Annotated in this window: 23 protein-coding genes; 15 read left to right on the top strand and 8 right to left on the bottom strand. The window is 51.2% G+C overall.

The genetic code is table 11. From position 1 onward, the window contains the following. Positions 1 to 294 precede the first annotated feature (294 nt). The 6 genes from ACYVH9_RS20255 to ACYVH9_RS20230 all read left to right on the top strand — a co-directional run bounded on the left by ACYVH9_RS20255 (position 295) and on the right by ACYVH9_RS20230 (position 5586). The gene (locus tag ACYVH9_RS20255; RefSeq protein ID WP_460638214.1) at positions 295 to 1269 is read left to right on the top strand and encodes an IS110 family RNA-guided transposase; all 975 of its coding nucleotides are present in this window, start codon (positions 295 to 297) and stop codon (positions 1267 to 1269) included. An 80-nt stretch (positions 1270 to 1349) separates the two neighbouring features. Further along, positions 1350 to 1928 carry a helix-turn-helix domain-containing protein gene (locus ACYVH9_RS20250; RefSeq protein ID WP_460638213.1) on the top strand — a complete coding sequence of 193 codons (579 nt, stop codon included), beginning with the start codon at positions 1350 to 1352 and terminating at the stop codon, positions 1926 to 1928. Positions 1929 to 2045: 117 nt separating this feature from the next. Beyond that, positions 2046 to 2384, top strand: coding sequence for a four-helix bundle copper-binding protein (locus ACYVH9_RS20245; RefSeq protein WP_460638212.1), 339 nt, complete (start codon positions 2046 to 2048; stop codon positions 2382 to 2384). A gap of 27 nt (positions 2385 to 2411) precedes the next feature. After that, positions 2412 to 3878 carry a hypothetical protein gene (locus ACYVH9_RS20240; RefSeq protein WP_460638211.1) on the top strand — a complete coding sequence of 489 codons (1467 nt, stop codon included), beginning with the start codon at positions 2412 to 2414 and terminating at the stop codon, positions 3876 to 3878. Positions 3879 to 3933: 55 nt separating this feature from the next. Further along, on the top strand, positions 3934 to 4266 hold the full coding sequence (locus tag ACYVH9_RS20235) for a heavy-metal-associated domain-containing protein (protein WP_460638531.1): 333 nt from the start codon (positions 3934 to 3936) through the stop codon (positions 4264 to 4266). Positions 4267 to 4464: 198 nt separating this feature from the next. Further along, positions 4465 to 5586 (top strand): redoxin family protein, encoded by a 1122-nt coding sequence (locus ACYVH9_RS20230; RefSeq protein ID WP_460638210.1) that lies wholly within the window; start codon positions 4465 to 4467, stop codon positions 5584 to 5586. A 72-nt stretch (positions 5587 to 5658) separates the two neighbouring features. Here the strand turns inward: ACYVH9_RS20230 and galU are convergent, their stop codons facing one another. Beyond that, a complete protein-coding gene (gene galU, locus ACYVH9_RS20225; protein WP_460638209.1) occupies positions 5659 to 6528 on the bottom strand; it encodes a UTP--glucose-1-phosphate uridylyltransferase GalU in 870 nt (289 codons plus the stop codon). A gap of 94 nt (positions 6529 to 6622) precedes the next feature. Continuing rightward, entirely contained in the window at positions 6623 to 7618 is a 996-nt protein-coding gene (locus ACYVH9_RS20220; RefSeq protein WP_460638208.1) for a mevalonate kinase family protein, read from the bottom strand. A gap of 713 nt (positions 7619 to 8331) precedes the next feature. Between ACYVH9_RS20220 and ACYVH9_RS20215 the strand changes: the two genes are divergently transcribed. Further along, positions 8332 to 8514, top strand: a complete 183-nt coding sequence (locus ACYVH9_RS20215; protein WP_460638207.1) for a hypothetical protein — start codon at positions 8332 to 8334, stop codon at positions 8512 to 8514. Between the two features lie 271 nt (positions 8515 to 8785). Here ACYVH9_RS20215 and ACYVH9_RS20210 read toward each other — a convergent pair whose 3' ends face one another. Further along, positions 8786 to 9157 (bottom strand): response regulator transcription factor, encoded by a 372-nt coding sequence (locus ACYVH9_RS20210; RefSeq protein ID WP_460638206.1) that lies wholly within the window; start codon positions 9155 to 9157, stop codon positions 8786 to 8788. A gap of 300 nt (positions 9158 to 9457) precedes the next feature. Between ACYVH9_RS20210 and ACYVH9_RS20205 the strand changes: the two genes are divergently transcribed. Further along, positions 9458 to 10381 carry a ThuA domain-containing protein gene (locus ACYVH9_RS20205; protein WP_460638205.1) on the top strand — a complete coding sequence of 308 codons (924 nt, stop codon included), beginning with the start codon at positions 9458 to 9460 and terminating at the stop codon, positions 10379 to 10381. Between the two features lie 131 nt (positions 10382 to 10512). Next, positions 10513 to 11151 carry a 3-keto-disaccharide hydrolase gene (locus ACYVH9_RS20200; RefSeq protein ID WP_460638204.1) on the top strand — a complete coding sequence of 213 codons (639 nt, stop codon included), beginning with the start codon at positions 10513 to 10515 and terminating at the stop codon, positions 11149 to 11151. A gap of 148 nt (positions 11152 to 11299) precedes the next feature. Here the strand turns inward: ACYVH9_RS20200 and ACYVH9_RS20195 are convergent, their stop codons facing one another. Next, positions 11300 to 13015, bottom strand: coding sequence for a hypothetical protein (locus ACYVH9_RS20195; RefSeq protein ID WP_460638203.1), 1716 nt, complete (start codon positions 13013 to 13015; stop codon positions 11300 to 11302). Continuing rightward, the gene (locus tag ACYVH9_RS20190) at positions 13016 to 14386 is read right to left on the bottom strand and encodes a Gfo/Idh/MocA family protein (protein ID WP_460638202.1); all 1371 of its coding nucleotides are present in this window, start codon (positions 14384 to 14386) and stop codon (positions 13016 to 13018) included. A gap of 200 nt (positions 14387 to 14586) precedes the next feature. Here ACYVH9_RS20190 and ACYVH9_RS20185 point away from each other — a divergent pair, with 200 nt between their 5' ends. The 3 genes from ACYVH9_RS20185 (at position 14587) to ACYVH9_RS20175 (ending at position 17302) form a co-directional block, all read left to right on the top strand. Continuing rightward, a complete protein-coding gene (locus ACYVH9_RS20185; RefSeq protein ID WP_460638201.1) occupies positions 14587 to 16461 on the top strand; it encodes a heparinase II/III domain-containing protein in 1875 nt (624 codons plus the stop codon). A 143-nt stretch (positions 16462 to 16604) separates the two neighbouring features. After that, positions 16605 to 17048 (top strand): hypothetical protein, encoded by a 444-nt coding sequence (locus tag ACYVH9_RS20180; RefSeq protein WP_460638200.1) that lies wholly within the window; start codon positions 16605 to 16607, stop codon positions 17046 to 17048. An 83-nt stretch (positions 17049 to 17131) separates the two neighbouring features. After that, positions 17132 to 17302 carry a hypothetical protein gene (locus ACYVH9_RS20175; RefSeq protein WP_460638199.1) on the top strand — a complete coding sequence of 57 codons (171 nt, stop codon included), beginning with the start codon at positions 17132 to 17134 and terminating at the stop codon, positions 17300 to 17302. A gap of 45 nt (positions 17303 to 17347) precedes the next feature. Here ACYVH9_RS20175 and ACYVH9_RS20170 read toward each other — a convergent pair whose 3' ends face one another. The 3 genes from ACYVH9_RS20170 to ACYVH9_RS20160 all read right to left on the bottom strand — a co-directional run bounded on the left by ACYVH9_RS20170 (position 17348) and on the right by ACYVH9_RS20160 (position 20361). Further along, positions 17348 to 17887: a hypothetical protein gene (locus tag ACYVH9_RS20170; RefSeq protein ID WP_460638198.1), complete on the bottom strand. Its 540-nt coding sequence runs from the start codon at positions 17885 to 17887 to the stop codon at positions 17348 to 17350. A gap of 123 nt (positions 17888 to 18010) precedes the next feature. Continuing rightward, entirely contained in the window at positions 18011 to 18721 is a 711-nt protein-coding gene (locus ACYVH9_RS20165; RefSeq protein WP_460638197.1) for a DUF4369 domain-containing protein, read from the bottom strand. Between the two features lie 281 nt (positions 18722 to 19002). Continuing rightward, a complete protein-coding gene (locus ACYVH9_RS20160) occupies positions 19003 to 20361 on the bottom strand; it encodes a GH1 family beta-glucosidase (protein ID WP_460638196.1) in 1359 nt (452 codons plus the stop codon). Positions 20362 to 20552: 191 nt separating this feature from the next. On the opposite strand from ACYVH9_RS20160, the gene ACYVH9_RS20155 reads away from it, so the two are divergent. From ACYVH9_RS20155 to ACYVH9_RS20145, 3 genes are all read left to right on the top strand, one after another. Then, a complete protein-coding gene (locus tag ACYVH9_RS20155) occupies positions 20553 to 21701 on the top strand; it encodes a glycosyltransferase family protein (RefSeq protein ID WP_460638195.1) in 1149 nt (382 codons plus the stop codon). 107 nt (positions 21702 to 21808) lie between these two features. Continuing rightward, the gene (locus tag ACYVH9_RS20150; RefSeq protein ID WP_460638194.1) at positions 21809 to 23416 is read left to right on the top strand and encodes a calcineurin-like phosphoesterase C-terminal domain-containing protein; all 1608 of its coding nucleotides are present in this window, start codon (positions 21809 to 21811) and stop codon (positions 23414 to 23416) included. 70 nt (positions 23417 to 23486) lie between these two features. Further along, a complete protein-coding gene (locus ACYVH9_RS20145) occupies positions 23487 to 23693 on the top strand; it encodes a hypothetical protein (protein ID WP_460638193.1) in 207 nt (68 codons plus the stop codon). The last annotated feature ends 89 nt before the right edge of the window (positions 23694 to 23782 follow it).

Below are 23782 nucleotides of genomic sequence, written 5' to 3'. Positions count from 1 at the left end.
CCTCGGATTACGCGTAGTATTAAGAGGATATAAATGAAATCTTATAGTACGTTTGAACTGAATTGAAAAATACTCAAAAAAGACAGTTATTCAGCTGTGATTTGAGCCACCAGCGGAGGCAAGTCCGAAATCTTATTAGCCAAACCTGTTTAACATGTTTTGACTCCCGCTGGTGAATTTTTAAGCCTGGACAGTTCAATTGGTAAAAAACCGCGTATGCTATGCTAGGGTCTAAAATTCATGGCATCAATTACCTGTTATCTCTTCTTTTCCCCTTTGCAACTCCCTATTTCTATGACAACTTACATTGGTATTGACGTGTCTAAAAATAGTTTGTCAGTGGCTATGCCGAAATCAACGGCGGGCTGGAAAGTAAGTACTTATGTCAATTCGCCCGACGGTATTCATTCGCTATTAAATCAACTTCCCGAGCAGGCCCATTGTGTGCTAGAAGCCACCGGTTCGTATTCTGTTCTGTTGACTTATATGCTCACCAAAGCCAAGGTGACGATATCGGTAATCAACCCGAAGCAGAGCCATCACTTCGCCAAAATGCATTTATCGATCACTAAGACCGATCCGTGTGATGCTATTTTATTGTCTGAGTATGGGAGGGCAATCCAACCTCCTGTTTATCAGATGAGTAACGAGAGTCTGATGCTTCTCAGACAGAAACGTACGTTGCTCCGGCAATATCAAAAACAGCGGGTAGCGCTGCTTAACCTATTCGAATCATTCCAGCCATTACCCCTAAAAGATGCTACCGTTCAGTTTAGTTTGCAGCAGATGATTGCTCATTTTCAGGCGGCCATTGCACAATTAAAGGCCGAAATAAACCAGGTATGTCAAGCTGATTTCGCCGATCAGTACAAGCGGTTACGGTCCATAAAAGGCATTTCTGACGCCGTCGCCACTGCCTTAATTGAGACAACCAATGGCTTTAAAGACTTTATTTCTGCGAAGGCCTTGGCTAAGTTTATCGGTGTAGCTCCGGTTATTTATCAGTCGGGGAAAGTAGGGATCACTAAGGGAATTAACCGTTCTGGAGATGCTCATTTAAGGGGCCAATTGTATATGGCCAGCTTGTCAGCCATCCGCTACAATAAACCGTGTCAGGAATGTTATCAGCGGCTAAAAGCTGCGGGCAAGGTGACTAATGTGGCGTTAATGGCAGTCGTCAACAAACTGCTTCGCCAAGCGTATGCGGTGGTTAAATTCAACGAAGACTATGATCCGAATTATCAACCAATTTTACGTTCGATGGCTTGACTTTTAACACAGTTCATGTTAAGCGCGGGTCGCGCCGACCGGTTTAATCTGCGTAATCAGGGTTCTAGACACTATTTCTCATGAAACTATACATCAAACATATGGTCTGCGGGCGGTGCAAACGCGTTGTTCGCGAAATTCTGGAAGAGCTGGGAATGGACGTCCTGCAGGTCGAACTGGGCGAAGTGGAGATTCGGGAGTTGCCCGCGACAGTTTCACTCGATCAAATTAAACAGCTGCTCGCCGAAAATGATTTTGAATTGCTGGAAGACCGTAAGGCCGTTGTCGTCGAACAGATTAAAACGCTCATTGTGAACGAAGTTCATCACGACCGACGGGAGCGCCCGGAGCACCAGAACCTGTCGGATTTTCTGACCCAGAAGGTGGGCTACGATTATTCATATTTGAGCCACCTGTTTTCGGCCCTCGAGGGAATGACGATTGAAAAATACCTCATTGCTCAGAAAATCGAGAAAGTGAAGGAATATTTGCGATACGGCGAGTTAACCTTAAGTGAAATTGCCTGGCGGCTGGGTTACAGCAGTACCCAGCATTTGTCGAATCAGTTCAAGCAGATTGTGGGCCTGACACCGAGCGATTACAAACGGAACGGGCTGGCCTACCGCACTGAAATTGACAAAATAGGCAACTCAAAATGATGCACAGGACGACCAGAGTTCTGTACTTTTTCTGGGTCTGTCCGCTGTACCTTTGCCAATCCTACCGTAACGGAAGTTCGCTTGTAATCAATTGTTTAACAAAAAACTTAGTACGGCATGGAAACTTTGCAACACCATCAGGAGCACATCCAGATTTGTTTTGATTGTGCAGCCGCCTGCGAATACTGCGCAACGGCCTGTTTGAAAGAAGATCACATTATGATGATGCGCGATTGCATCCGGCTCTGCCGCGATTGCGCTGATTTTTGTAAAATGTGCGGCAGCCTGACGGCCCGCGATTCGGCCTTTATGATGCAGTTTATGGTGCTTTGCGCCGATGTCTGTGACGCCTGTGCCGACGAATGCGGCCGGCACGATCACGACCATTGCCGGGCCTGCGCCGAAACCTGCCGCCGTTGCGCTGACGATTGCCGGCGATTGTCGGCCACGGCGTAAGGAATACGCCTGAATTAACGTACGACTATGATCAATGCAACCATAAAACCGTTCTTTGTACTCGTTTTCTTGTGCAGCATTACGGGCCTGGCCCTGGCAAACGACTTTCCGGCCGACACCAGCCGGAAAGCCAAAATGCCACCGGCCCGGAAGATGATGCGGCAGGACAGCATGGACCATGCCGCTATGGGGCACGCCATGCACAACATGATGGAAATGCAGCAGAGTATGTCGATGATGTCGCACTTGTATTCCCGGAATCTGCCGATGAACCGGAATGCATCCGGCACCGCCTGGCATCCCGACCAAACACCGATGTACATGTACATGTCCCACAAAACGGGACCAACCGGTCGCCCCTGGATGACGATGCTGCACTATAGCGTGTTTCTACGCCACACCAACCAGAACGTCAACAACCCCGGCAAGCGGGGCCGTGCTTCGGCTTTCGATGCGCCCAATTACGTGATGGGGATGGCACAACGTCCAGTGGGTCGACGCGGGTTGCTGGCCATCAAAGCCATGCTTTCACTCGATCCGTTCACCGTTGGCAACGGCGGTTATCCACTGTTGTTTCAATCGGGCGAAACCTACAAAGGCCAGCGGCTTGTCGATCGCCAGCACCAGCACGATTTGTTTTCGGAACTGTCGGCCGGGTACTCCTATGCGCTCTCGCCCAACGCCGATGTGTTTGGCTACGTGGGCTATCCCGGCGAACCGGCTTTGGGACCACCCGCTTTCATGCACCGGATTTCGTCCTTCAACAACCCGGATTCGCCTTTGGGCCATCACTGGACCGATGCAACGCACATTACGTACGGCGTTGCTACGGCGGGTTTTCGCTACAAGATTGCGAAGCTGGAGGTGTCCAGTTTCACGGGCCGCGAACCGAATGAAAACCGCTACGGCTTTGATCGTCCCCGGTTCGACAGTTATTCGTACCGTTTGTCGGTCAATCCGTCGCCGTCGCTGGCGCTCCAGTTTTCGCAGGGTTTTATCAAAAGTCCGGAAGCGGTTGACCCCGATCACAACGTCACCCGCACAACGGCATCACTTTTGCATAGCAAACCGTTGGGGCGGCCCGACCACTATGTTTCCTCGGCGCTGGTCTGGGGAATGAATTCGCACGATGGGTTGCACGAAAACGCGTACCTGGCCGAAAGCAGTTTGCAATTGGGTCGGACGGCCCTGTACGGTCGGTACGAAAACATCACCAAATCCGTTGATGAATTAGGACTTGAAGATTATTTTGCTTCGCAGCCTTTCGGAACGAAACTGGTTACTATCAATAGCCTGACGTTGGGAATGAACCGCCGACTTTTGCAACTAGCCCGGACGGATCTGGTGCTGGGCGCACAGCTAACGGGTCATCTCCCCGCAAAATCACTGGAACCGATTTATGGTAAAACACCGTTATCAGGGCAGATTTACTTGCGAATCACGCCATCGTTAATGCCGATATTGATGCCGGGAAACCGTATGAATCACCATTAAAACCGAGACTCTTTTACCCAAACTCTCCATAGCTATGAAAAAGCACTTAATTGGAATGCTGACGTTTGTTTTATTGGCCGTTGGCTTCACAACCCGGGCCAGCGACGACAAGGAAAAAGAAGTAAAAATTAAAACGTCGGCCATCTGTTCCATGTGTAAAGAACGCATCGAGCGAAATCTGGCCTTTGAGAAAGGAATCAAGGAATCCAATCTGGATTTGAAAGACAAAGTGGTGACGGTCAAGTACAACCCTAAAAAAACTGACATCAGCAAAATCAAAGCGACTATTTCCAAAACCGGCTACGACGCCGACGAGGTAACCGCCGATGAGAAGGGCTACGCCAAACTACCCTCCTGCTGCAAAAAAGGGGGCATGAAACATCACTAAAAGCGCCATTTTGCCATACAAAGCTAGTTTCACAATGAGAGAAGCTAGCTTTATTTTTTTCATTCATCCGACTTTTATTTCCATCATGGTATTCTATGGGTTGATGCGATAGCAGCCGACCTCCTGTCAAACTATAGATATCGTTGCATTTTTAAAAAACATCTTCTACCTTTCTTTTGGATTCTAAATGAGATAGAGATGGGTCGGTTTACACTTCTTTTTATCCTGCTCCTTGTCGGTAAGGCATTTGGGCAGGAAGCCCCCACCCGGTACTCAATTACGGGGCATTTAAGCAATCTAAAAGGCCGCACCATTTACCTGGCCACCCGTGAGCAGGCCAAGGCGGCTTTGTATGACGCCAAAGCCGCTACGCTGGATTCCTGCCGCTCCGCCGACGGTCACTTTTCGTTTCAGGGCATCATCGGCGAAGCGGGGTATTACGCGGTTTTTGTCCGCTGGGGCAATGGATTCAACCCTTTTCTGCTGGATAACGCGCCCGTTAGTATTCTCGGTGACGCCAATTCACCGCAGCATGTATCAATTGTGGGTTCTACGGCGTTGCGCCAGCAGCTATTGCTGGATAAAATGCTTGAACCTTTCGTGAAAAGACGGGACCAGCTTGAGCAGTTGCGAGTAAAGGCAATTCAAAAGGGAGAAAAACAAAAAGCGGTAGTGTACGCGCAGCAGCACGAATCCGTAACCCTGGATATGGTTGACGTCCGGGCAACCTTCATCGAATCCTACGCCAGCTCTCCGGTTAGTCTTTTTGAGTTGAATGCCCTTTTGCCCAATCTACCCAAAGAAAAGGCAAAAGATCTCTGGAACAAACTGGATTACACGCTTCAGCAGCACTCGGTTGGCAGACAAATCCGCGAGCACGTCTTTGATCGGGCACCTGAACCCCGCCAGCATATGCCCAACCTGATCCTGGCCGATCAACTGACCAAACCTGTCAGCTTACTTTCGTATAAAGGCAACGTGGTCCTGCTTGATTTCTGGGCCAGCTGGTGCGAATATTGTCAGCAGGAACACAATCGGCTCAAGTCGCTGTACCAGCAATACAAGGACAAAGGCCTCCAGATTATCAGCATTTCGGTTGATGAAGATCCCAGCGCCTGGCAAGAAGCACTTCAGAAAGCGAGTCTGCCGTGGCCCCAGCTTTCCGACCGGGTCGGGTCGCGCAATGTGGTGGGAACGCAATACGGAAACGGTTCCGTGCCCATCAACTGGCTCATCGACAAAGAAGGGTACGTGATTCGCAAAGGGCTGCACGGAGCAGAACTAGAGAAAGAACTAGCCATTGTTTTTAACAAACCATAAAAAAACCGTGTTCTTGCCTGCAAATCGCAAAAACACGGCCTGTAAGTTTATAGCAAACGGTTCAAAAAACGCTCAGGAGTGAGCTGCTACGATTTCTTTCAGGAACTTCAGAAAAGGTCCTGAAAACTCTTTCCGCTTCAACGCAAATTCAACTGTCGTTTTCAGGAAGTCCATTTTGTTGCCAATGTCGTGCCGTTTACCCTCAATCCGGTGCGAATAGATGTTTTCGCGTTTGAGCAGCAGCAGCATGGCGTCCGTCAACTGGATTTCGTTGTTTTTCCCCTTCGACGTCTGCTCGATGGCGGCAAAAATATCAGGCGTCAGGATATACCGTCCGGCAATGGCCAGATTTGACGGAGCGGCATCAATGGCGGGTTTCTCAATGAGGGTGCTCAGTTCCATGATGCTGTCGCTCAGCATTGACCCACCTACAATACCGTAGCGGTTTACTTTATCCGCGGGTACCTCTTCTACGGCGATAACCGTTCCGCGGTACTGATCGTAGGTGTCAATCAACTGCTGCGTGACCGGAATCACCGAATCCATGATCGTATCGCCCAGCAAAACCGCAAAAGGCTCGTTTCCCACGTGGTGACGAGCGTAGTAAATCGCGTCGCCCAACCCGTTCAGCTCCCGTTGCCGAACGAAATGAATATCGGCCATATCCGACAACCGGCGCATTTCCAGCAGCAGGGCCTCGTCTTCTTTCTCTTCCAGCCGGGTTTCGAGTTCATAGTTCCGATCAAAGTGGTCCTCAATGGAACGCTTGCCCTTTCCGGTAATGATCAGAATATCTTCAATTCCCGAATCAACAGCTTCCTGAACCACATACTGAATGGTTGGGGTGTCGATGATGGGCAGCATTTCTTTGGGTTGCGCCTTGGTGGCCGGTAAAAAACGGGTTCCCAGTCCGGCAGCGGGAATAACGGCTTTCTTAATCATATCAATGAGTGAATGGATGAAAGAGCGAAAAGATGCAATGAAGACTGAAAACTGGCGGAGCAATTTGCTCTTTCGCTCTTCCTTTCTTTCGAAATTAAACTACGTACGGTTTGATAACCCGGGCGTTGAGCTGTTTCATGGTAACAAACAGGCGGTTGAGCATATCATCGTCTTTGTAAATACCCACAATGGCTCCGCCCGAACCGGCAAAAGAGGCCGATGCGCCGATACGCCGGGCTTCCGAAACCATCTCCAGATTGCTTTCGCTGATGTTGTAAATCCGGGTGCGCAGGTCGAAGTTTTCGTTGACCAGTTCGTGCAACTGATTGGCATCATTGTTCAGGATCGCTTCCCGGCCCCGACGAGCTACGTCGGCAATATCCTGCAACGTCTTAACTACCAGTTCCTCACCTTTGTCCCAGCGCGATCGCACATCGTTATGAATGCGCCCCGACTGTTTTCCTAACGAGGTTTTGTAGGCGATGTATAGTTTGGGCAGCAACCGGGGTTCGATTGGCTCGTAAAAACCGTGTCCGCAGCGTTCGATCTGTTCCCGGTCGAAATTCATATAAACACACCCTTCGTAGCACTGAATCACCCGGTCCTGTAAGCCCGCTGTTATGCCCAGTTCTTCCGACTCGGTTTTCAGCACCAGTGTCGGCAATTGAGGCAGCGGGATCTCGACCTGATAGAATTTCATCAAGGCCCGAAACGTAGCAACGATGATTGCGCTGGAGCCAGAAAGCCCGACCTGCCGTGGAATGGAGGTGCTGTAACGAATGGTGAAGTTTTTGTTGGGCAGCCGGATTCCCTGCTGATCGCAGTATTCACAAAACCGCTTGAGGGCCGCTTTGATCAACGGCACTCCACCGTGATACCCCAACGAGGCTACGGCATCGCGTAGGTGGTAAATACTCCGGAAAGAATTCGTATCCTGCGGCTGGGGTTCAATGTTCAGCTCTGGCGACTCATACAACGATACGGATGCTCCAAAGTTGCGGACGGAAATCGAGATCGTTTTGCCAAAAAAGCCATCGGAAGGATTGCCTAACAGCCCGGCGCGGGCATAGGCGCGTGTTTCAATAATCAACTTTCTCTACGAATTAGTAACGTTGGGCGGCAAGTTAGGGGTTAAATGCCTAATGAACAATGAAAAAATAAAGGATTGGAATCCGCCCACTCCCTTTTACGGTAAAATGAAGACTTTCCGACGTGCAAATACAAGTTCCCAGACCAACCTGTTCGACCAGATATTCCTATTCAGCCAGACTGCAAGCGGCATTGGCTCAGCCACGCCGGAACAGCAAAACCCGCTCCGCATCAACACCACACTTAAACCAATCAGTGCGCCCTCACAACTGCTTCTGTTGAGCGAGACTCATTGTCGGCGCTTCTAAAAACTTAAATTATTTCGAGAATTAGAACGATTGTTTGTCGCTATTTCCACTATAGAAAGAAGTTGAAAAATGCTGAATCTGCGGGCTTCCGCAAAACAGTAAACATCGGTTTTCGGGGAGAATGAGCCCTGCTCCCAGGCCATTCATTCCCGTTGAAAAGCCAGTTCGAAACTTAAAATCCTACCCGTGTTCGCACAAATTTTGTACCACTTCACCCTGGCTCGCGCGCATTGAGCAAAACATTGCTAATTCCTCAACAGCTCACCAAATCCGTCTTATTCTTTCTACTAATCGTTATAATAAGGAATAAAAATAGGCCTCACAGGTTAGTAGTGGCATATATTTTGTTGAATTTAAGAATATATTTTCCAGTTTCTCATTACTCACGTTATCGACAGCTTTAAGCATGCAAGCCATCCATTTTATCGGCTTTTCTATTTTCATGTATGGCTTAGTAGCTGGTTACTATGCATACTCTGCGTTTAAAAAGGTCCAAAATACCCCCCGTAAAATGCGTCGTCTGGGAATGGCTCTGGCCATTGGTTTCGTGGCTGTTTTATTAAGCTTGGCGTCGATAGGATTTTTTTAAGAAAAGAGACTTTTATTCTTTCGCCCTTATTATTCCTTTTTGGTTTTACTACCTATGAATGAAGATACATGGCTTGCAGTATTGCAGGCGCTACCCACTTCCATCAACACGCCACTCATCGTATTCGATAATCCGACAAAGGCACTGGCTTGGATACAGCTGAATTATTTTGAAGAAAGCAACCTATGGATTGTAACCAACGATAAAACGAACTATTGGGTTGTGACGGGTGAAGTCGGTAAACAGTTGCTCCGCATGGGCTTCATCCGGCTCAAAGCGACACCCCCGCCAACTCCTCCACAATCTTTAACAACTCCCGGGGATGAAAGGGCTTAGACAGGTAAGCATCGGCCGGATGCATTGTCATGATATTCTGGTTTAAAATGGCCAAATCAACGGAAACCGCTATAATGGCAATAGGAGGGCCCGCCAGCTTACGGGCTTCCCGGATAACATCACCCCCTTCGCCATTGGGTAAGTGCATATCAGCCACAATGACGTCCGGCCGTTGCGAATGAATCTGACTGATTGCTTCACGCACATCTGCCGCCTGATAAATGAGATAACCGGCCCGTTGCAAAGCATCAACAATTAATTTGCGTTGCGATGATTGGTCTTCAACTACCAGAACAGATTTTTTCATTCGATACAAGCGGTTAGTAGCGTATACGTGGTTGATTGTCTTCCTATAGCAACTCAATTTTTACCCAAAAGGACAGCGACAAACACCGCAATTTAACAAATTAAAAACAGTTAATAAATTCCAGTAAAATAATTAGTTACCCACCCTTTACCGCACAAACACCAGACCAAAGCCAAATAATGTTTTTAATTGGTTTTTACCAAATGTCTCTTCCGTCAGTCTATTTATTTCAATCAAAAGCAGGCATCAGTAGTTACTAATAGCATCCTTCTTTTACTGACAACTCCAAAAAGAAATACGATGCGAACCTTGTTTTCTCTGTCCGTTTTTGGTGTAATTGGTCTACTGAGCTTGTTTTCCTGTTTTGCTCCGCCCCCTCTTTCCTTAACGGCTTCCTTCCCCACCCCAATCACCCACACGACCGCTAAAAAAGTGGTATTTATTGCGGGTGCCTGTAGCCACGGCGCCGGTCAACATGAGCACAAAGCGGGCTGCCAGTTGCTGGCCAAACGACTCAAGGAAAATGTCTCCGGGATCGAAACGGAGGTTTACGCCGACGGATGGCCAACCAGCTCAAAAGCTTTTGAGAACGTCGACGCCGTGGTAATCTACGGCGACGGCGGTGAGGGTCACATGATCAATAACCACCTGAAAGCCGTCAGCAACCTCATGAAAAAGGGCGTGGGACTGGCCTGCATTCATTATGCGGTGGAAGTACCCAAAGGCGTGGCAGGCAACTATTTTCTGGACTGGATCGGCGGCTATTTTGAAACGTTCTGGTCGGTCAACCCCGTCTGGACCGCCGACTACAAATCCCTCCCCAACCACACGATTACCCGGGGCGTAAAACCGTTCACGCTCAAGGATGAATGGTATTTTCACATGCGCTTTCGCAACAACATGGAAGGAGTCACACCGATTTTAACGACCGTTCCGCCCGAATACACCATGAACCGAAAAGATGGCCCGCACGAAGGCAACCCGGTGGTGCGATCTAAAATCGGCCAACCCCAGCACATGGCCTGGTGTCGTGAACGGCCTGACGGAGGACGCGGATTCGGGATCACGGGTGGGCATTTTCACGAAGTCTGGGCCGATGACAACATGCGCAAACTCGTCCTGAACGCCATCGCCTGGATCGCTAAAGCGGATGTACCCGTCGATGGTGTTGCCTCATCCACCCCTTCGGTAAAAGAAATGGGCGAAAACCTGTGTCCCCATTGAGTGATTTCATTCCAGGCAATTCTCCCGATTAAACCTCACCATTCCGACACGTATTTAATTACCTTTGAAAAAGCACACCGTCTGGTGTATTCTCTTGGCTGGATGCCAACTTCCTAAACCGAAATACGATGATGAAACTATTGCTCTTAGGTACGCTCCTGAGCGGATTGATGCTAATGGCTTTTATGGTTCCTGCTCCGCAAAAAACCGTCCGGATTTTCGACGGCAAGACCTTTCGGGGATGGGAAGGCGATACCCTGAAAACCTGGCGCATCGAAAACGGCGCGCTCGTGGGCGGGTCACTCACCGAAACCGTACCCAAAAATGATTTTCTGTGCACTACCCGCGAATACGCCAACTTCGTCCTGCGCGTTAAGTTCAAATTGCTGGGAGCGGATGGTTTTATTAATACGGGCGTCCAGTTTCGGAGCAAACGGCTCACAGACCCAGCCCACGAAATGACTGGCTATCAGGCCGATCTGGGCGACGGATACTGGGCCAGCCTCTACGACGAGTCGCGACGAAACAAAACCCTGATCAAACCCGATTCGGCGCTGATTGCAAAAATTCTGAAGCGCAATGACTGGAATGATTACGAGATTCGGGCCGAAAACCGGCGCATCCGGTTGTACCTCAATGGCAAACAAACCATCGACTATACCGAGCCCGACCAGTCGATTCCACAAACCGGCCTGATCGGTCTGCAAATCCACGGTGGAGGCAAAGCACTGGTTTATTACAAAGACCTGATGCTGGAAGAACTGCCATAAATCCAGAGCTAAGATCCAACCCCGTCAGGGGTTGACTCTGAATAACCCCGGATGCAATCCAGAGACAAGGGCTTAGTATAAAGCCGTCATGAATAGCATAGCCTCCCTCCGGAGCTGAGTACCGGAGGGAGGGAGTTTATCAAAATTGTCAGGAAAAGCGAATGGTGTGCTGAAACGGCGTAAAACCGGTCAGGTAAACCGTGGGTGCATCCATCGGCGGCAACGCTCCCCGCAACACCACGCCTTTGTGCAGGGCTTTTCCCGGCCCAAACGTAATCGTATCTTTTCCAAACGTATACGAACCCGAATCACCACTTAACAGGTGCGCGTTGGCGCGCGTTGGGTGCTTGGCAACGCCCGCGAGCTTACCCCCCGGCCGGAAAATCAACTCCAGCGAAACCGGAACATTGTCGGTGCCGGTAATTTGGATCTGGGCTTCCATCCCACCATCGACTTCCCGGATTGTCACTTTGGCTTCGTACCGTTGAATTTCCGTTTGTTTCCGCTTCGCGTGGGGCATCTTCTCCCAATCTCCTTCCGGGTCAATATCGCTTTTGGCAACGGGCTGGTAATACGGTCCCTTCAGCGACTGGGTTAGCACCCAACTGTTGCCCTGCTGCTCAATTTTTTCCGTTTGAAACTGGCCTTTTCCAAAAAAAGAAGCTGCTACCCGAACGCCCTGCAACACGGCTTCCCCCTTCGAAAAGGTCATCCAAACCGGGTTGGCTTTCAGAATAGTACTGTCCCAGTTGCCGCGCCGAATGCGGACCAATCCCGAATGCGGGAACGATTTCACATAACTGGTCGGCAACGGTTTGCTGGGCGGCAGTTCGCGCCAGAACGCGGGATCATCCAGAAAATAATCCAGAAAATAGACGCCCTTGTCCAGCACGGTTTTTTCAATCTGGCGACATAGCGCAGCGAGTTCGCCGTTGTTGTCCGCCAAGGCCATATAACGGGCCGCGTAGTAATACCCTTCCAGCGTTCCTACGCCGGCTTTATCCTGCCGCCCCGAGGCTTCCGACACCACTTCACCGTTCGGGTGAATGTAGTAAAGCGTCATGGCCAGGTTTCTCCGCACAAACTCCAGCAACTCAGGCTTTTTGAGTCCTTTGGCAATCGTGATCAGCAAGCGATCCGTCAGGGGTGAATAAATCAGCGTGCTGCGTTCGTTGTACTGCCCATCTACATCCATATCGATGTGTTCGCCCAACCACTGCTCGATGCGGTTTACATACCGTTTGTCGGGCCAGAGTGTGTTCAGCTTGGTCAAAGCCGCCGACACCACCCAGCGGTGATTGGGTGTATGAATGCCGCCCACCACCAGTGCATCGCCCGCGCGCAGCAAAAACGTTTTCAGGTTCGCCAAAACCGGTTCGGCCCCCGGAGTTCCTGAACGACTCAACAAACTGTACGCGGTAGTCAGCCGTTTGACAATAAAACCGGTATCGGGCGTGGAATGAAAATTCGTCGCGGGCAGATCAATGGTGCCGTCCGAATGCTGGATTTTTAGCAAATACTGAATTGCCTGACCCGTTTCACCGAGTAGTTCTTTCGAACGGTAAAATGACGATTCCGGACAGGAAATCGCGCAGCAACACCGCCGGACAAAGTCGGCTGTCGACTGCGGATTCGGAATGTCCTCGCCATCTTTTACCCCACCAGAAGCCGCAGCACCGGATTCGTTGACCCGACGCTCCCGAACGGTTCCGATTTGCTCATCATTGCTTTTAATTGTAGCCAGCAACCACTCGGGTTTCTTTTCGGGAGCAGCGGCAAAGGAACGAGCCCGCGTTGCCATTGGCAACACGGATAGACTGCACACCGAAACTGTTCCGATGCGCACAAAGGTTCGCCGATCCATCTATACTTTCTTGGGATCAGGGTGAATCCAGGGTTTCCGGTATTCGCGCGCCAGCTTCGCGGTGGCTTCCTTGTCGCCAACGACTTCACGCTTTTTCGGATCGTACACCATCGGACGTTTCAATTCCATCGACATATTAGCCAGAATGCAGCTTGCCGTTGAAATGTGGCCTTCTTCGATGTCGGCCACCGGGCGGCTGTTTTTCTCAATGGCGGCCAGAAAATCAAGCATATGAAGACGAGTAGCCGGTGCCGCATTCAATTCAATGCGTTCTTCGGAATTGTCTTCCGGATACTTTTCTTTTTCGTACACCACATCCTTGTGAATTTTCTGCCCACCTTTAGCCTGTGGAATAAAGTCGTACTGCATGGTGCTGGCCCACAGCGTTCCTTTATCGCCATAGAGCGTAAACGACCACGGATAGTCCGGATTATTCGGGGTTCCCCAGGTCCGGTGCTGCCACACGCAATTCAGTTCGGGGTATTCAAAAACCGCCGACTGTGTGTCTGAAATATTGGATTTACCTTCTTTTTGCACGTAAATACCGCCTTCGGAGCTAATGCGCGTCGGCCAGCCCAGTTTGAGCATCCAGCGAACGGTATCAAACATGTGAATGCACATATCGCCCATGATGCCGTTGCCGTACTCCTTAAAGGTGCGCCACCAGCGAATATGGGGCAAGCCATCGTACGGACGAAGCGGAGCGGGGCCGGTCCACATTTCGTAATCCAGAAAAGCCGGAACAGGTTCGGTCGGCGGATTGCCGTTGGCGCGCATGTGGATGTAACAGCACATTTCAACGTGCGACACTTTACCCAGCAAACCGGCGTCGACAATATTTTTCTTCGCTTCGATCAGGTGCGGAGTGCTTTTGCGTTGCGTTCCCACCTGCACTACCTTGTTGTATTTCCGGGCAGCCGCCACCATGGCTTCGCCTTCCATCACATCGACGCTGATCGGTTTTTGCACATAGACGTGCGCCCCCGCTTTGACCGCATCAATGGTCTGGAGCGCGTGCCAGTGGTCAGGCGTTCCAATCAAAACAATGTCCAGCTTATTCTCCGCCAGCAATTTCCGGTAATCACCATAAAGCTTGGGCGTTTTACCGGACTTCTGCCGCTGACTCACTAGCTTGGCAGCCGCATCCAGCATATTTTTGTCAACATCACAAAGGGCAACCACTTCAACCGGAGCCACTTGAATTAAGCGAAACAAATCGCTTTTGCCGTACCATCCCGTGCCGATCAGGGCAACGCGCCAGGTTTTGCCCTGGTTAAGTATATCCATTCCTTGCGCCCCGAAAGCCGAGAGCGCCAGCGATGCGGTGGCCCCTTGCAGAAACTGTCGGCGGTTGATATTAAAAAGATCCATTGATGTGTAGGTTTCGGACGGTAGACACCGGTTTTTAGGTTTTATTATGATTCTCTAGACTCGTAAAGTACGAAACTTTAAAAAACTACCAACGCAGAAAAAGGTAACTTTTTCCCCCAAGTTTACCATTGAGATGGGTAGACGTTCTGCCTCATTGGGTTTAGACACTAGTAATCAGAATCCTACTCCCGACACGAACCATGAAAACCGCTCTGAAAATCATCATTTTACTGGCGTTGATCTACAGCCCCGCTATAGCGCAGGTTGATCATATCGGCGCCAAAGCCTCGCTGCCGGACCACCCACGCCTTCTGCTCCTGAAAGACGAAGAAAATGCCATCAAACGAACATTGGCCGCCGACAAAAGCTGGGAAAGATTACACGGAATTATCCTGGCAGAATGTGACGCGCTGCTGGACGTGCCACCCATTGAACGAATTCAGATCGGCCGGCGGTTGCTGGGCAAGTCTCGGGAAGCCCTGCGCCGACTCTTTTATCTCTCCTACGCCTGGCGCATGACCCAGCAGGAAAACTACCTGCGCCGGGCCGAAAAAGAACTGCTCGCCATTGCGGCTTTCAGCGACTGGAATCCCTCCCACTTCCTGGATGTGGGCGAAATGACGATGGCCATGTCCATTGGGTATGACTGGTTATACGGTGGTTTACCCGAAGCTTCACGGAATAAAATAAAAGAAGCGATCCTGAAAAAAGGGATTGAACCTTCACTTGACGCGAAGTACAACAGCTGGCTGAAAGCAACCAATAACTGGAATCAGGTTTGTAATGCGGGGATGGTATTTGGCGCACTGGCCATTTTTGAGGATCAGCCGGAGCTGGCGAAATCAATTGTCAATCGGGCGGTTAATACCGTAGTCGTGTCAATGACCGAATACAGCCCCGACGGTGCCTATCCCGAAGGATACAGTTACTGGGATTACGGCACGAGTTTCAACATCATGCTCATCAACGCCCTCGAAAAAGCGTTTGGCAGTGACTATGGACTGGCGGCCAAACCCGGTTTCATGAAAACGGCGGGCTACCAGGAAAACATGACCGGCCCCACCGGCAACTCCTTCAACTACTCTGATGCGGGCGGGGGCACCGGTTTGCAACCGGCCATGTTCTGGTTCTCCGGCCGCCTGAAAGAGCCATCGCTGCTGTGGGTTGAACGGGAACACTTGATGAACGACGACCCGAAGAAGTTAGTCAGCGACCGGCTGTTGCCAGCCGCCCTGCTCTGGAGTGCGGGCGTTCGAACTGCCGAGATGAAACCGCCCCAATCTATCTTCTGGTCGGGCCGGGGAACGACCCCCGTTGCGATGATGCGCACATCCTGGACCGACCCGAACGCCATTTACCTGGCGATGAAGGCCGGTACGCCATCGGCCAGCCACGCGCACATGGACGTTGGTTCCTTCGTGATGGATGCCGACGGCGTTCGCTGGGCTATGGATTTCGGAATGCAGAATTACGAATCCCTGGAGTCGAAAAAAGTAGATTTGTGGAACCGCAGCCAGAACTCCCAGCGCTGGCAGGTGTTTCGGTACAACAACTTTGTTCATAACACACTGACGGTCGATAATGCCTTGCAGCGCGTGACGGGCAAGGCCCCACTGTCGTCGGTTTCGACAAAACCGGCATTCATGAACGCCGTAACGGACCTGACGGAGCTATACTCCGAATCGCTGCAAAAAGCCGTTCGGGGACTGGCGTTGGTCGACAAAGCCTACGTAGTGGTGCGGGATGAACTAGAAACATCTTCGAAAGAAGCCACCGTTCGCTGGACGATGCTGACGCCGGCCGATGTAAAACTGCTCGGCAACAAAGCGGAGTTGAGCAAGGATGGCCAGAAACTGACCTTGGAAGTCCGGGAGCCAGCCAATGCCGTTCTGAAAACGTGGTCGACCGATCCACCAAACGACTACGATGCCGCCAACCCCGGTAGCGTTCGGGTGGGCTTTGAGGTTCAGGTGCCCGCCAATTCTAAATCGGCCTTAACGGTGCTACTGATTCCGGAAAAAGCCAAATCGGGTTCCCAAAAAACCGTTGACGCACTGGCCAAGTGGCCCAAATAAGACCCTACTTTACGATACGGTTTTCGGTTTATGAGTCTTTTAAAGCCTTTTTTCGGCTTTTTAGGCCGCCGGAAACCGCATCGTAAAACCGTTTCTTCGCCAGATGGTTAGTAAGTAAAACCATCCCCTTAGCTGTTTTTCCCATGAAAATGATCCGTCTGGCCCTGTTGCTGTTGCTGGCAGGTTGTAAAAACGAAAACGCTCCTAAACTCCTGAAACAGGTCGAAGTTCGAAACGACAATGACAAAGGCATGATTGTTTCCTTTGCGCTGGTCGACGAAAATGATAAACCCACCACCGCCAACGGCTTGTTATTAGTGCAGATTCAGGGAATTGCCAGACAGGACACGCTTTTCACAATGGCCGAAATTGACAGTGCGCTCACCGAGGCCAATTTCCGCAACACCACATTCGGCCAGGGTTCGCAGCAAAAAAAGATGCTGGGTTTTACCTCTGCCCGGATTCCTTATCAGCAGTTAAAAGACCTTGACCACTACCTGAAAACCGATAAAAAAGCCGTGGTCAACATCTCCTTCAAACCCGAAAACGGCCCGGTCCTTCAGGAGAAAGTCGGCTACGAATTTTAGCGTTCTAAGTAAATTCTAAGCCGATATTCAGTCCGGCTTAAGAACTGGCGTGCAGTTTTGTGTCACGAAACACCCAATGGATCATGACTTCACTACTGCTCTTTCAACGTCAGCTTCAAACCCGCCCGGCCCGCTTTGCCAACTACTACAATCAGTACGGAAAACCGTCGCAGAAAAATCCCCAACCCGTCCGCCCCGACTGGCTGGTGGTACTCACGTTTGTTGTCATCACGCTGATGGTAGTTTTTGGGTAACCAAACTTATTGTCCCCCATCCGGCTTTACCCCGCTAAAACGTAATCATCTGCGTAATTTCCCGACGTAAAACGACACATTCAAGCCGGCAATTGACCGCTTCGTGTTTAGATTGCCGAATGCCGTTATTCCAACTCCGACGTTTTTGAGGGCCGTTAGGTAGCGAATTTCACCGGGTAAACCGACGGTAGTATACCCTAAATAATCGTAACGTCGTCCTGTTCCAATAAGGGGGTCCGGATCAGTACTGATGTATTGGCCTCTGTTGTTGCCCCAAACCGCACTCAGGCCCGCGGCAAAACGAAAATGTCCCGCCTTAACGCCATACAGTAATCCAAGTTCCTTCACTTTTATTCCGGGTTCTACATTCTGCATCATTTCGCCACTGACGGAGAAACGACTAATAATCACCTTGTTATTGGATGCCGGTTCGTAGCCCAAAGCGATCATGCCACTTGGGAACGAAGCCCAGCCCAAACCGGGACTGATCCAATAAGCCGCGTTGTCTGTTTGTTGAGCCAAGCCCTTGCTGGTGATAAACGGGCTTAGCAGGAGCCCCAGAAAAATACAATAGACTTTTCGCATGTAAGTAAAGTTATTCTACCATTTTTTGGGTAAAAAAAGCAAAATAGGCTCATACAAAAAAGCCATCATGTCAAATTTAAAACCGTCTGGCAATTGGTCAACCAACGGATTGGTTCCATATTCCTAAGGCTGAATGTTTCTCCGCTCAGCCTCTTTCAAAATTTCCCGTCCAAACTGCGAGTTTTGCCAAACTGATGCCAAAGCCCGGTACATTTCCAGGTAATCGGCGCGGGTCAGGTAATCGCCCAGGGTGCAAAGCGTCGGCAGAACCGCCCCCACGGCAGAGGTGCTGTGCCGCCGGACGTACGTTTTCAATAAACTGATCCGGCGGGCGGTCATTTCATCCATGACTTTTTTCAGGGCGTCCGCGTTCGCCGTATCCCTTTGTGTCATCAGCGATTCGTACACGCGCTTGATGCGGTAGCGTTGGTAACCGATTTGCTGGTCTTCTTTATGCCATTCTTTCCAGAGCCGGTCGATGTCGGATCCACTCACGGCCACGCTATCGTACACAGGTTTTGCTCCTTCGACGCGAATCGTCCGGTTATCCAGCAAAATATCCGCCAGCTTCAAACTCACGGCTCCCTTTCCGGCATACAAATACGTAAAAACCGGTTCTGCCACCGTGCCGTTCAGCAAAAACCGTTCCTGCCGAACCACCGCCGAATCAATGACTTTTCGTTGGCCGCCATCGATCAAATATACCTTGGTTTCGTTCGGCAAACCGTGAATGTGGCCATCAACCCGGTATTCACTGCGGGACTGGGCCAATCCGCTTCCGCTGATCAGAATGGCCAGGAGAGCGAACGCTAGGAAGAAAAAGGTGACTTTCATGGGAATGACGCGAGTAGGTTCAGCTGCATAGACGATCCCGGGCGTTATTCATTACAAAGGTTTTATCCAGGCAGCTCCCCACTCAAACACAAAACTCCAGCAACTGCCGGAGTTTGTGCTCAACCAACCTATGACGAAAAACAAGTGTTTTTCTTACTAATAGAGTCCGTTCCGGTGCCGGAATCATCACTTTTGCCGAATTATTTTTCGAAGCTACCCAGAGCAGACTGACAATTAAGGTCTTAAAATAAAATATTTTCCAGCGTCCTGTTGTATTCGGCTCAACGCGTCAGAAAGTCCCGGAACCAGTTTCCTGATTGTTTGATGATGCGTTGCTGCGTTGGATAATCGACATAAATCAATCCGAACCGGGGCCGATACCCTTCGGCCCATTCAAAATTATCCAGCAACGACCACGCAAAATACCCCTTAACGTTAAATCCCTCCTGTCGGGCGCGCAATACCTGCTGAAGATAGTTTTGATAAAACGCCACCCGCTGCGGATCGTCGACCTGGCCGTTGTGCAGTTGATCCGGAAAAGCCGCGCCGTTTTCCGTAATGATAATATCATTGACTTTTTCGTACTGCGAAAACTGCCGAATCACCTGACAAATCCCTTCTGGATAAACTTCCCAATCCATCGCCGTAATGGTGGAAACCTGCCGCTGCCGAGGTTTTATTTCCCGCGCCCAGACGTACGGCGTAAACCAATCGTGCCGAACCACCAACCGGAAGTAGTTTTGTAGCCCGATGAAATCAAAGTCGAACGTGGCCCGCTGCAAATCGCCCAGTTGGCCGTACTTCGTCAGGATTTGCCGCAGCAGGGGCGCTTCCCGCACCGGATAGCCCAGTCCAAGGCTGGGTTCGATGAAAAGCCGGTTGCCCAGTGCATCGATCCGGGCCGCAGCCTGCACATCCCGCGGAGACGTGGTGTACGGTTCAACAGGTGCGCAGAAAAGCGTGGTCCCGATTCGGGCACCGGGTACATTCCGGCGTACAATCCGGGCCCCTTCGCCCTGACAAATCACAGCATGATGGACGGCAGGCAGGAAGTTCCAGGGGCCCCGACGACCCGGCGCGTGAACACCCGCAAAGTAACCAGCCGCCGTAAAAACCAGCGGTTCGTTCAGCACCATCCAGTTTTTCACCTTATGCCCAAAGGCTTGGGTGCAGCAATTGACGTACTCCGAAAACCAGCGAATAACGGCCCGGTTGGTCCAGCCACCCCGGTTTTCGAGCACCTGCGGCAAATCCCAGTGGTACAGCGTTACCCAGGGTTCGATACCCAACCGCAAACAAGTGTCGATCAGCCGGTCATAAAAAGCCAGCCCCTGCTCATTGACCCGCCCAATGCCTTCGGGCAGAATACGCGACCAGGACAGCGAAAAGCGGAAAGCCCGGAATCCCATCGCTTTCAGTAAGACCAGATCGGCTTCGTAGCGGTGATAAAACTCACAGGCGATATCGCCGTGATCCCGAAGCCATCCCCAGCGCGGGCTGTGGGTGAAGGTGTCCCAGATGGAAGCTCCACGCCCGTCGGTCTGGTGCGCCCCTTCCGTCTGATAAGCCGCGATAGCCGCTCCCCAGACAAAATCCGACCCAAAATCCTGACGGGAAAAAGAAAACGTTGACGATTGCAAGGATGAATCAAAAAAGACCAGCCGGAAAGGTAGCGGGTTCAGGCCGATATCCTGAAAAGCAGGCCGTTAAGAAACCATTAAGAAAAGTGCCAGCAAATAGCTCCGTTCAAACGAATTCATAATCCGGGCGTAAAATTCAGGTAACCTTCAAAAACTAGCTTCGTCTTTCCAATTCGTAAACTCATTTGTTCATGCGCATTCTGTTGTTGGTACAGGGAGAAGGACGCGGCCACCTGACGCAGGCACTTTCGTTCACCCAACTGGTCGAAACCGCCGGACATGAGGTGGTGGGCGCGTTGGTGGGCGTTACCCAGAACCGTCCGGTTCCGGCTTTTTTCAGCGAACACTTCTCCGCGCCCATCACGCCCTTACTGAGTCCCGGGCTGGTGTACCACACTCAAACGCACGCCCTTCGGCCACTTCGAACCGCCTGGAAAGCCCTCCTGAATTTTCGTACCTACCGGCAAAGCATCCGTCAGATTCGGAGAACCATTGATGCGCTCAAACCCGATCTGGTTGTCAATTTTTACGAATTATTGGGCGGATTGACCTACGGTTTTTACCAGCCTGCGGTGCCCATGATCTGCATCGCCCATCAATACCTCGCTTTTCACCCTCACTTTCCGTTTCCGGCGGGTCAGCTTATGGATCGTTGGCTTTTCAAAATGACCACCCGACTGACGGCCTGGGGCGCACGGGAAATGCTGGCGCTATCGTTTGATAAGCAAGCGGAAGCGCCCGACAACCGGTTACGGATCGTGCCACCCCTCCTGCGCCGGGAAGCCACCGAACGTACTCCTACAACGGGTGACTTTCTGCTGGCCTACACCACCAATCCCGGTCTTGTTGCCCAACTGACGAAAGCGCACCAAAACCACCCGACCCTTCCAATGCAGTGCTTTCACGCGGGCGCCCAGGCCACTGAAGAACGAATCGATACCACCCTGACCTACCACGCCATCGATGGCCAGCGGTTTCTGGATGCCATGCAGGGGTGCCGGGCCGTCGTGACCACGGCTGGTTTTGAATCCGTTTGTGAAGCGCTTTACCTGAACAAACCCGTGCTGATGATTCCGCAGCCAAACCATTTCGAGCAGGCCTGCAACGCGCTGGACGGACAACGGGCGGGTGCGGGCGTTGCCGCCAATACCTTCGAACTGGATCGTCTGCTTACGTTTCTTCCTCATTACGATGCCGCTGCGGGCGAACGGTTTCGGACCTGGCATGCGCAGGGGTATTTTCTGTTTCTGGCGGCCCTGAACCGCGCCGTCAATTCCAATTCGCAAACACCCCAACGCCCCCGGCAGCGCCTGAAAGCCCTGACCACTGCCGAGCGCTAATTTTTTACTTACTTTTCATAATTTGGTAACAAACCCGTCGAATTGACTTAATGCCTGACGGTTTTCTTTGCGGTTTCGTCGCATCTGTATCATTTACCTTATTACGTATGCATTTCTTCTCGTCCCTCCAAGGCGTTCTGACCGCTGCCTTGCTGACCGGTTCCGTACTGGCTCAGGCACAATCGACGGCCCAGGGGTTTGTTTTTGAAGACCGGAACCAGAACGGCAAGAAAGACCGCCACGAAGCCGGTCTGGCGCGCGTGCCCGTTTCCAACGGTCGTGAGGTGGTGTTGACCGATCCGAACGGCCGGTATCAGCTGCCCGTTGGCAACGACAATATGCTGTTCGTCATCAAACCATCGGGCTACAAACTGCCGGTCAATGCGCAGAACTTGCCGCAGTTTTTTTACCGCCACAAACCACAGGGCTCACCCCCGTCGAAGTTTACGGGTGTGTCTCCCACCGGCCCGCTCCCCAAATCCGTCGATTTTGCCCTGACAAAACAGGATGAACCCGATCAATACCAGATTTTGGTTTTTGGTGATCCGCAAGCATACAACACCGATCAGATTGGGTACTTTGACCGGGGTCTGGTTTCGGAGTTGCAGGGCAAAACGGGCTCGTTCCGATTCGGCATGAGCCTCGGCGATCTGGTTGGCGATAACCCGACCCTGTTCGGCGCTTACAATACCGTGATCAAAAAGCTTGATCTGCCCTGGTTTCAGGTGATGGGCAACCACGACATGAACCACGACGCAAAAGCTGATAGCCTGTCGGACGAAAGTTTTGAAGCGATGTACGGCCCCAACAACTATGCCTTTACGCACGGGAAAGTCCATTTTATCGTCCTGGACGACATTCTGTATCCCGACCCGCGCGACGGCAACGGCTACCAGGGCGGTTTGCGGCCCGATCAGCTGGCGTTTATCGAGAATGACCTGAAACACGTTTCCAAAGACAACCTGGTGGTGCTGTGTCATCACATTCCGCTGGCCAGCGAAAACGACGGAGAACCGTTCCGCAGAAACGATCGGCAAAAGCTGTTCCAACTCCTGAAAGAGTTTCCACACACGCTTTCGCTATCGGCCCATACGCACATTCAGCAGCACTTTTTCTACGGTCAGGAAGATGGTTTCGAACGGACCAAACCCCACCACGAATACAACGTCGGAACCACGTCCGGCGACTGGTATTCCGGCGAAAACAACGCGCAGGGCGTACCGGTTTCGACCATGCGCGATGGAACCCCCAAGGGTTATCTGTTCCTGACCTTCAACGGCAACCAATATTCATTCGATTACCGGATTGCCGGACAACCCGATACGTACAAGATGGGATTGTATGCGCCCAAAGCCATCACAAAGGGGCAGGTCGGCAAAAACGATTTGTACGTCAATTTCTTTCAGGGCAGCAAACACGATTCGCTCGAATACCGGATCGGGCAGGGAGCCTGGAAACCGATGGTTCGGGTTGACGAAGCCGACCCGGCCATGCTCGGCGTCCGGTATCGGTACGATTCGGCGGAGCAGCCGCTGAGTGGCACCAAACCTTCCGCACCCGTTATCTCCACGCATTTGTGGCGAGCCCGGCTGAGCGGCAATTTACCCGTTGGCGACCACACCGTCGACGTTCGGGCGAAAGATTCGTACGGGCGGGTATTCACCGGCAACACCCGCTTCCGGGTCGTGGAACAAGCGACGGTTTCCGAAAAATAAGCCCGCGAAAACTGCCGTTTTGCGCCCTTACCGGGCGTAACATTACATTCAAACTAATATTATTTCTAGCATGAAAGCCCAAAAAAAGGCACTGGCCGCTGACATTTTCAGTTCGGTTGAATCAGTACTCGCTCAGGTAGACGAACAGTCCAAAAAAGTAAACAAAGCGGTTCAGCAGTCCGCTGAAAAATTAGCGGCAAAATTGATTAAAATCACGAAAAAAGAAGAAAAAGAAAAACAAAAGGCTGATAAAAAGAAGAAAACGGCCAAGGCCTGACGCTTCATTTATACCTGGATAAAGTAGCTCGCCCGGATGGATTCTATCCGGGCTTTTTTTGTTTCCCTCCCAGACTATATCAATTTTAT

The organism is Larkinella harenae (assembly GCF_054780515.1).
Note: the sequence above shows the minus strand (reverse complement) of the source record. Positions and strands in the feature narration are given on the sequence as shown.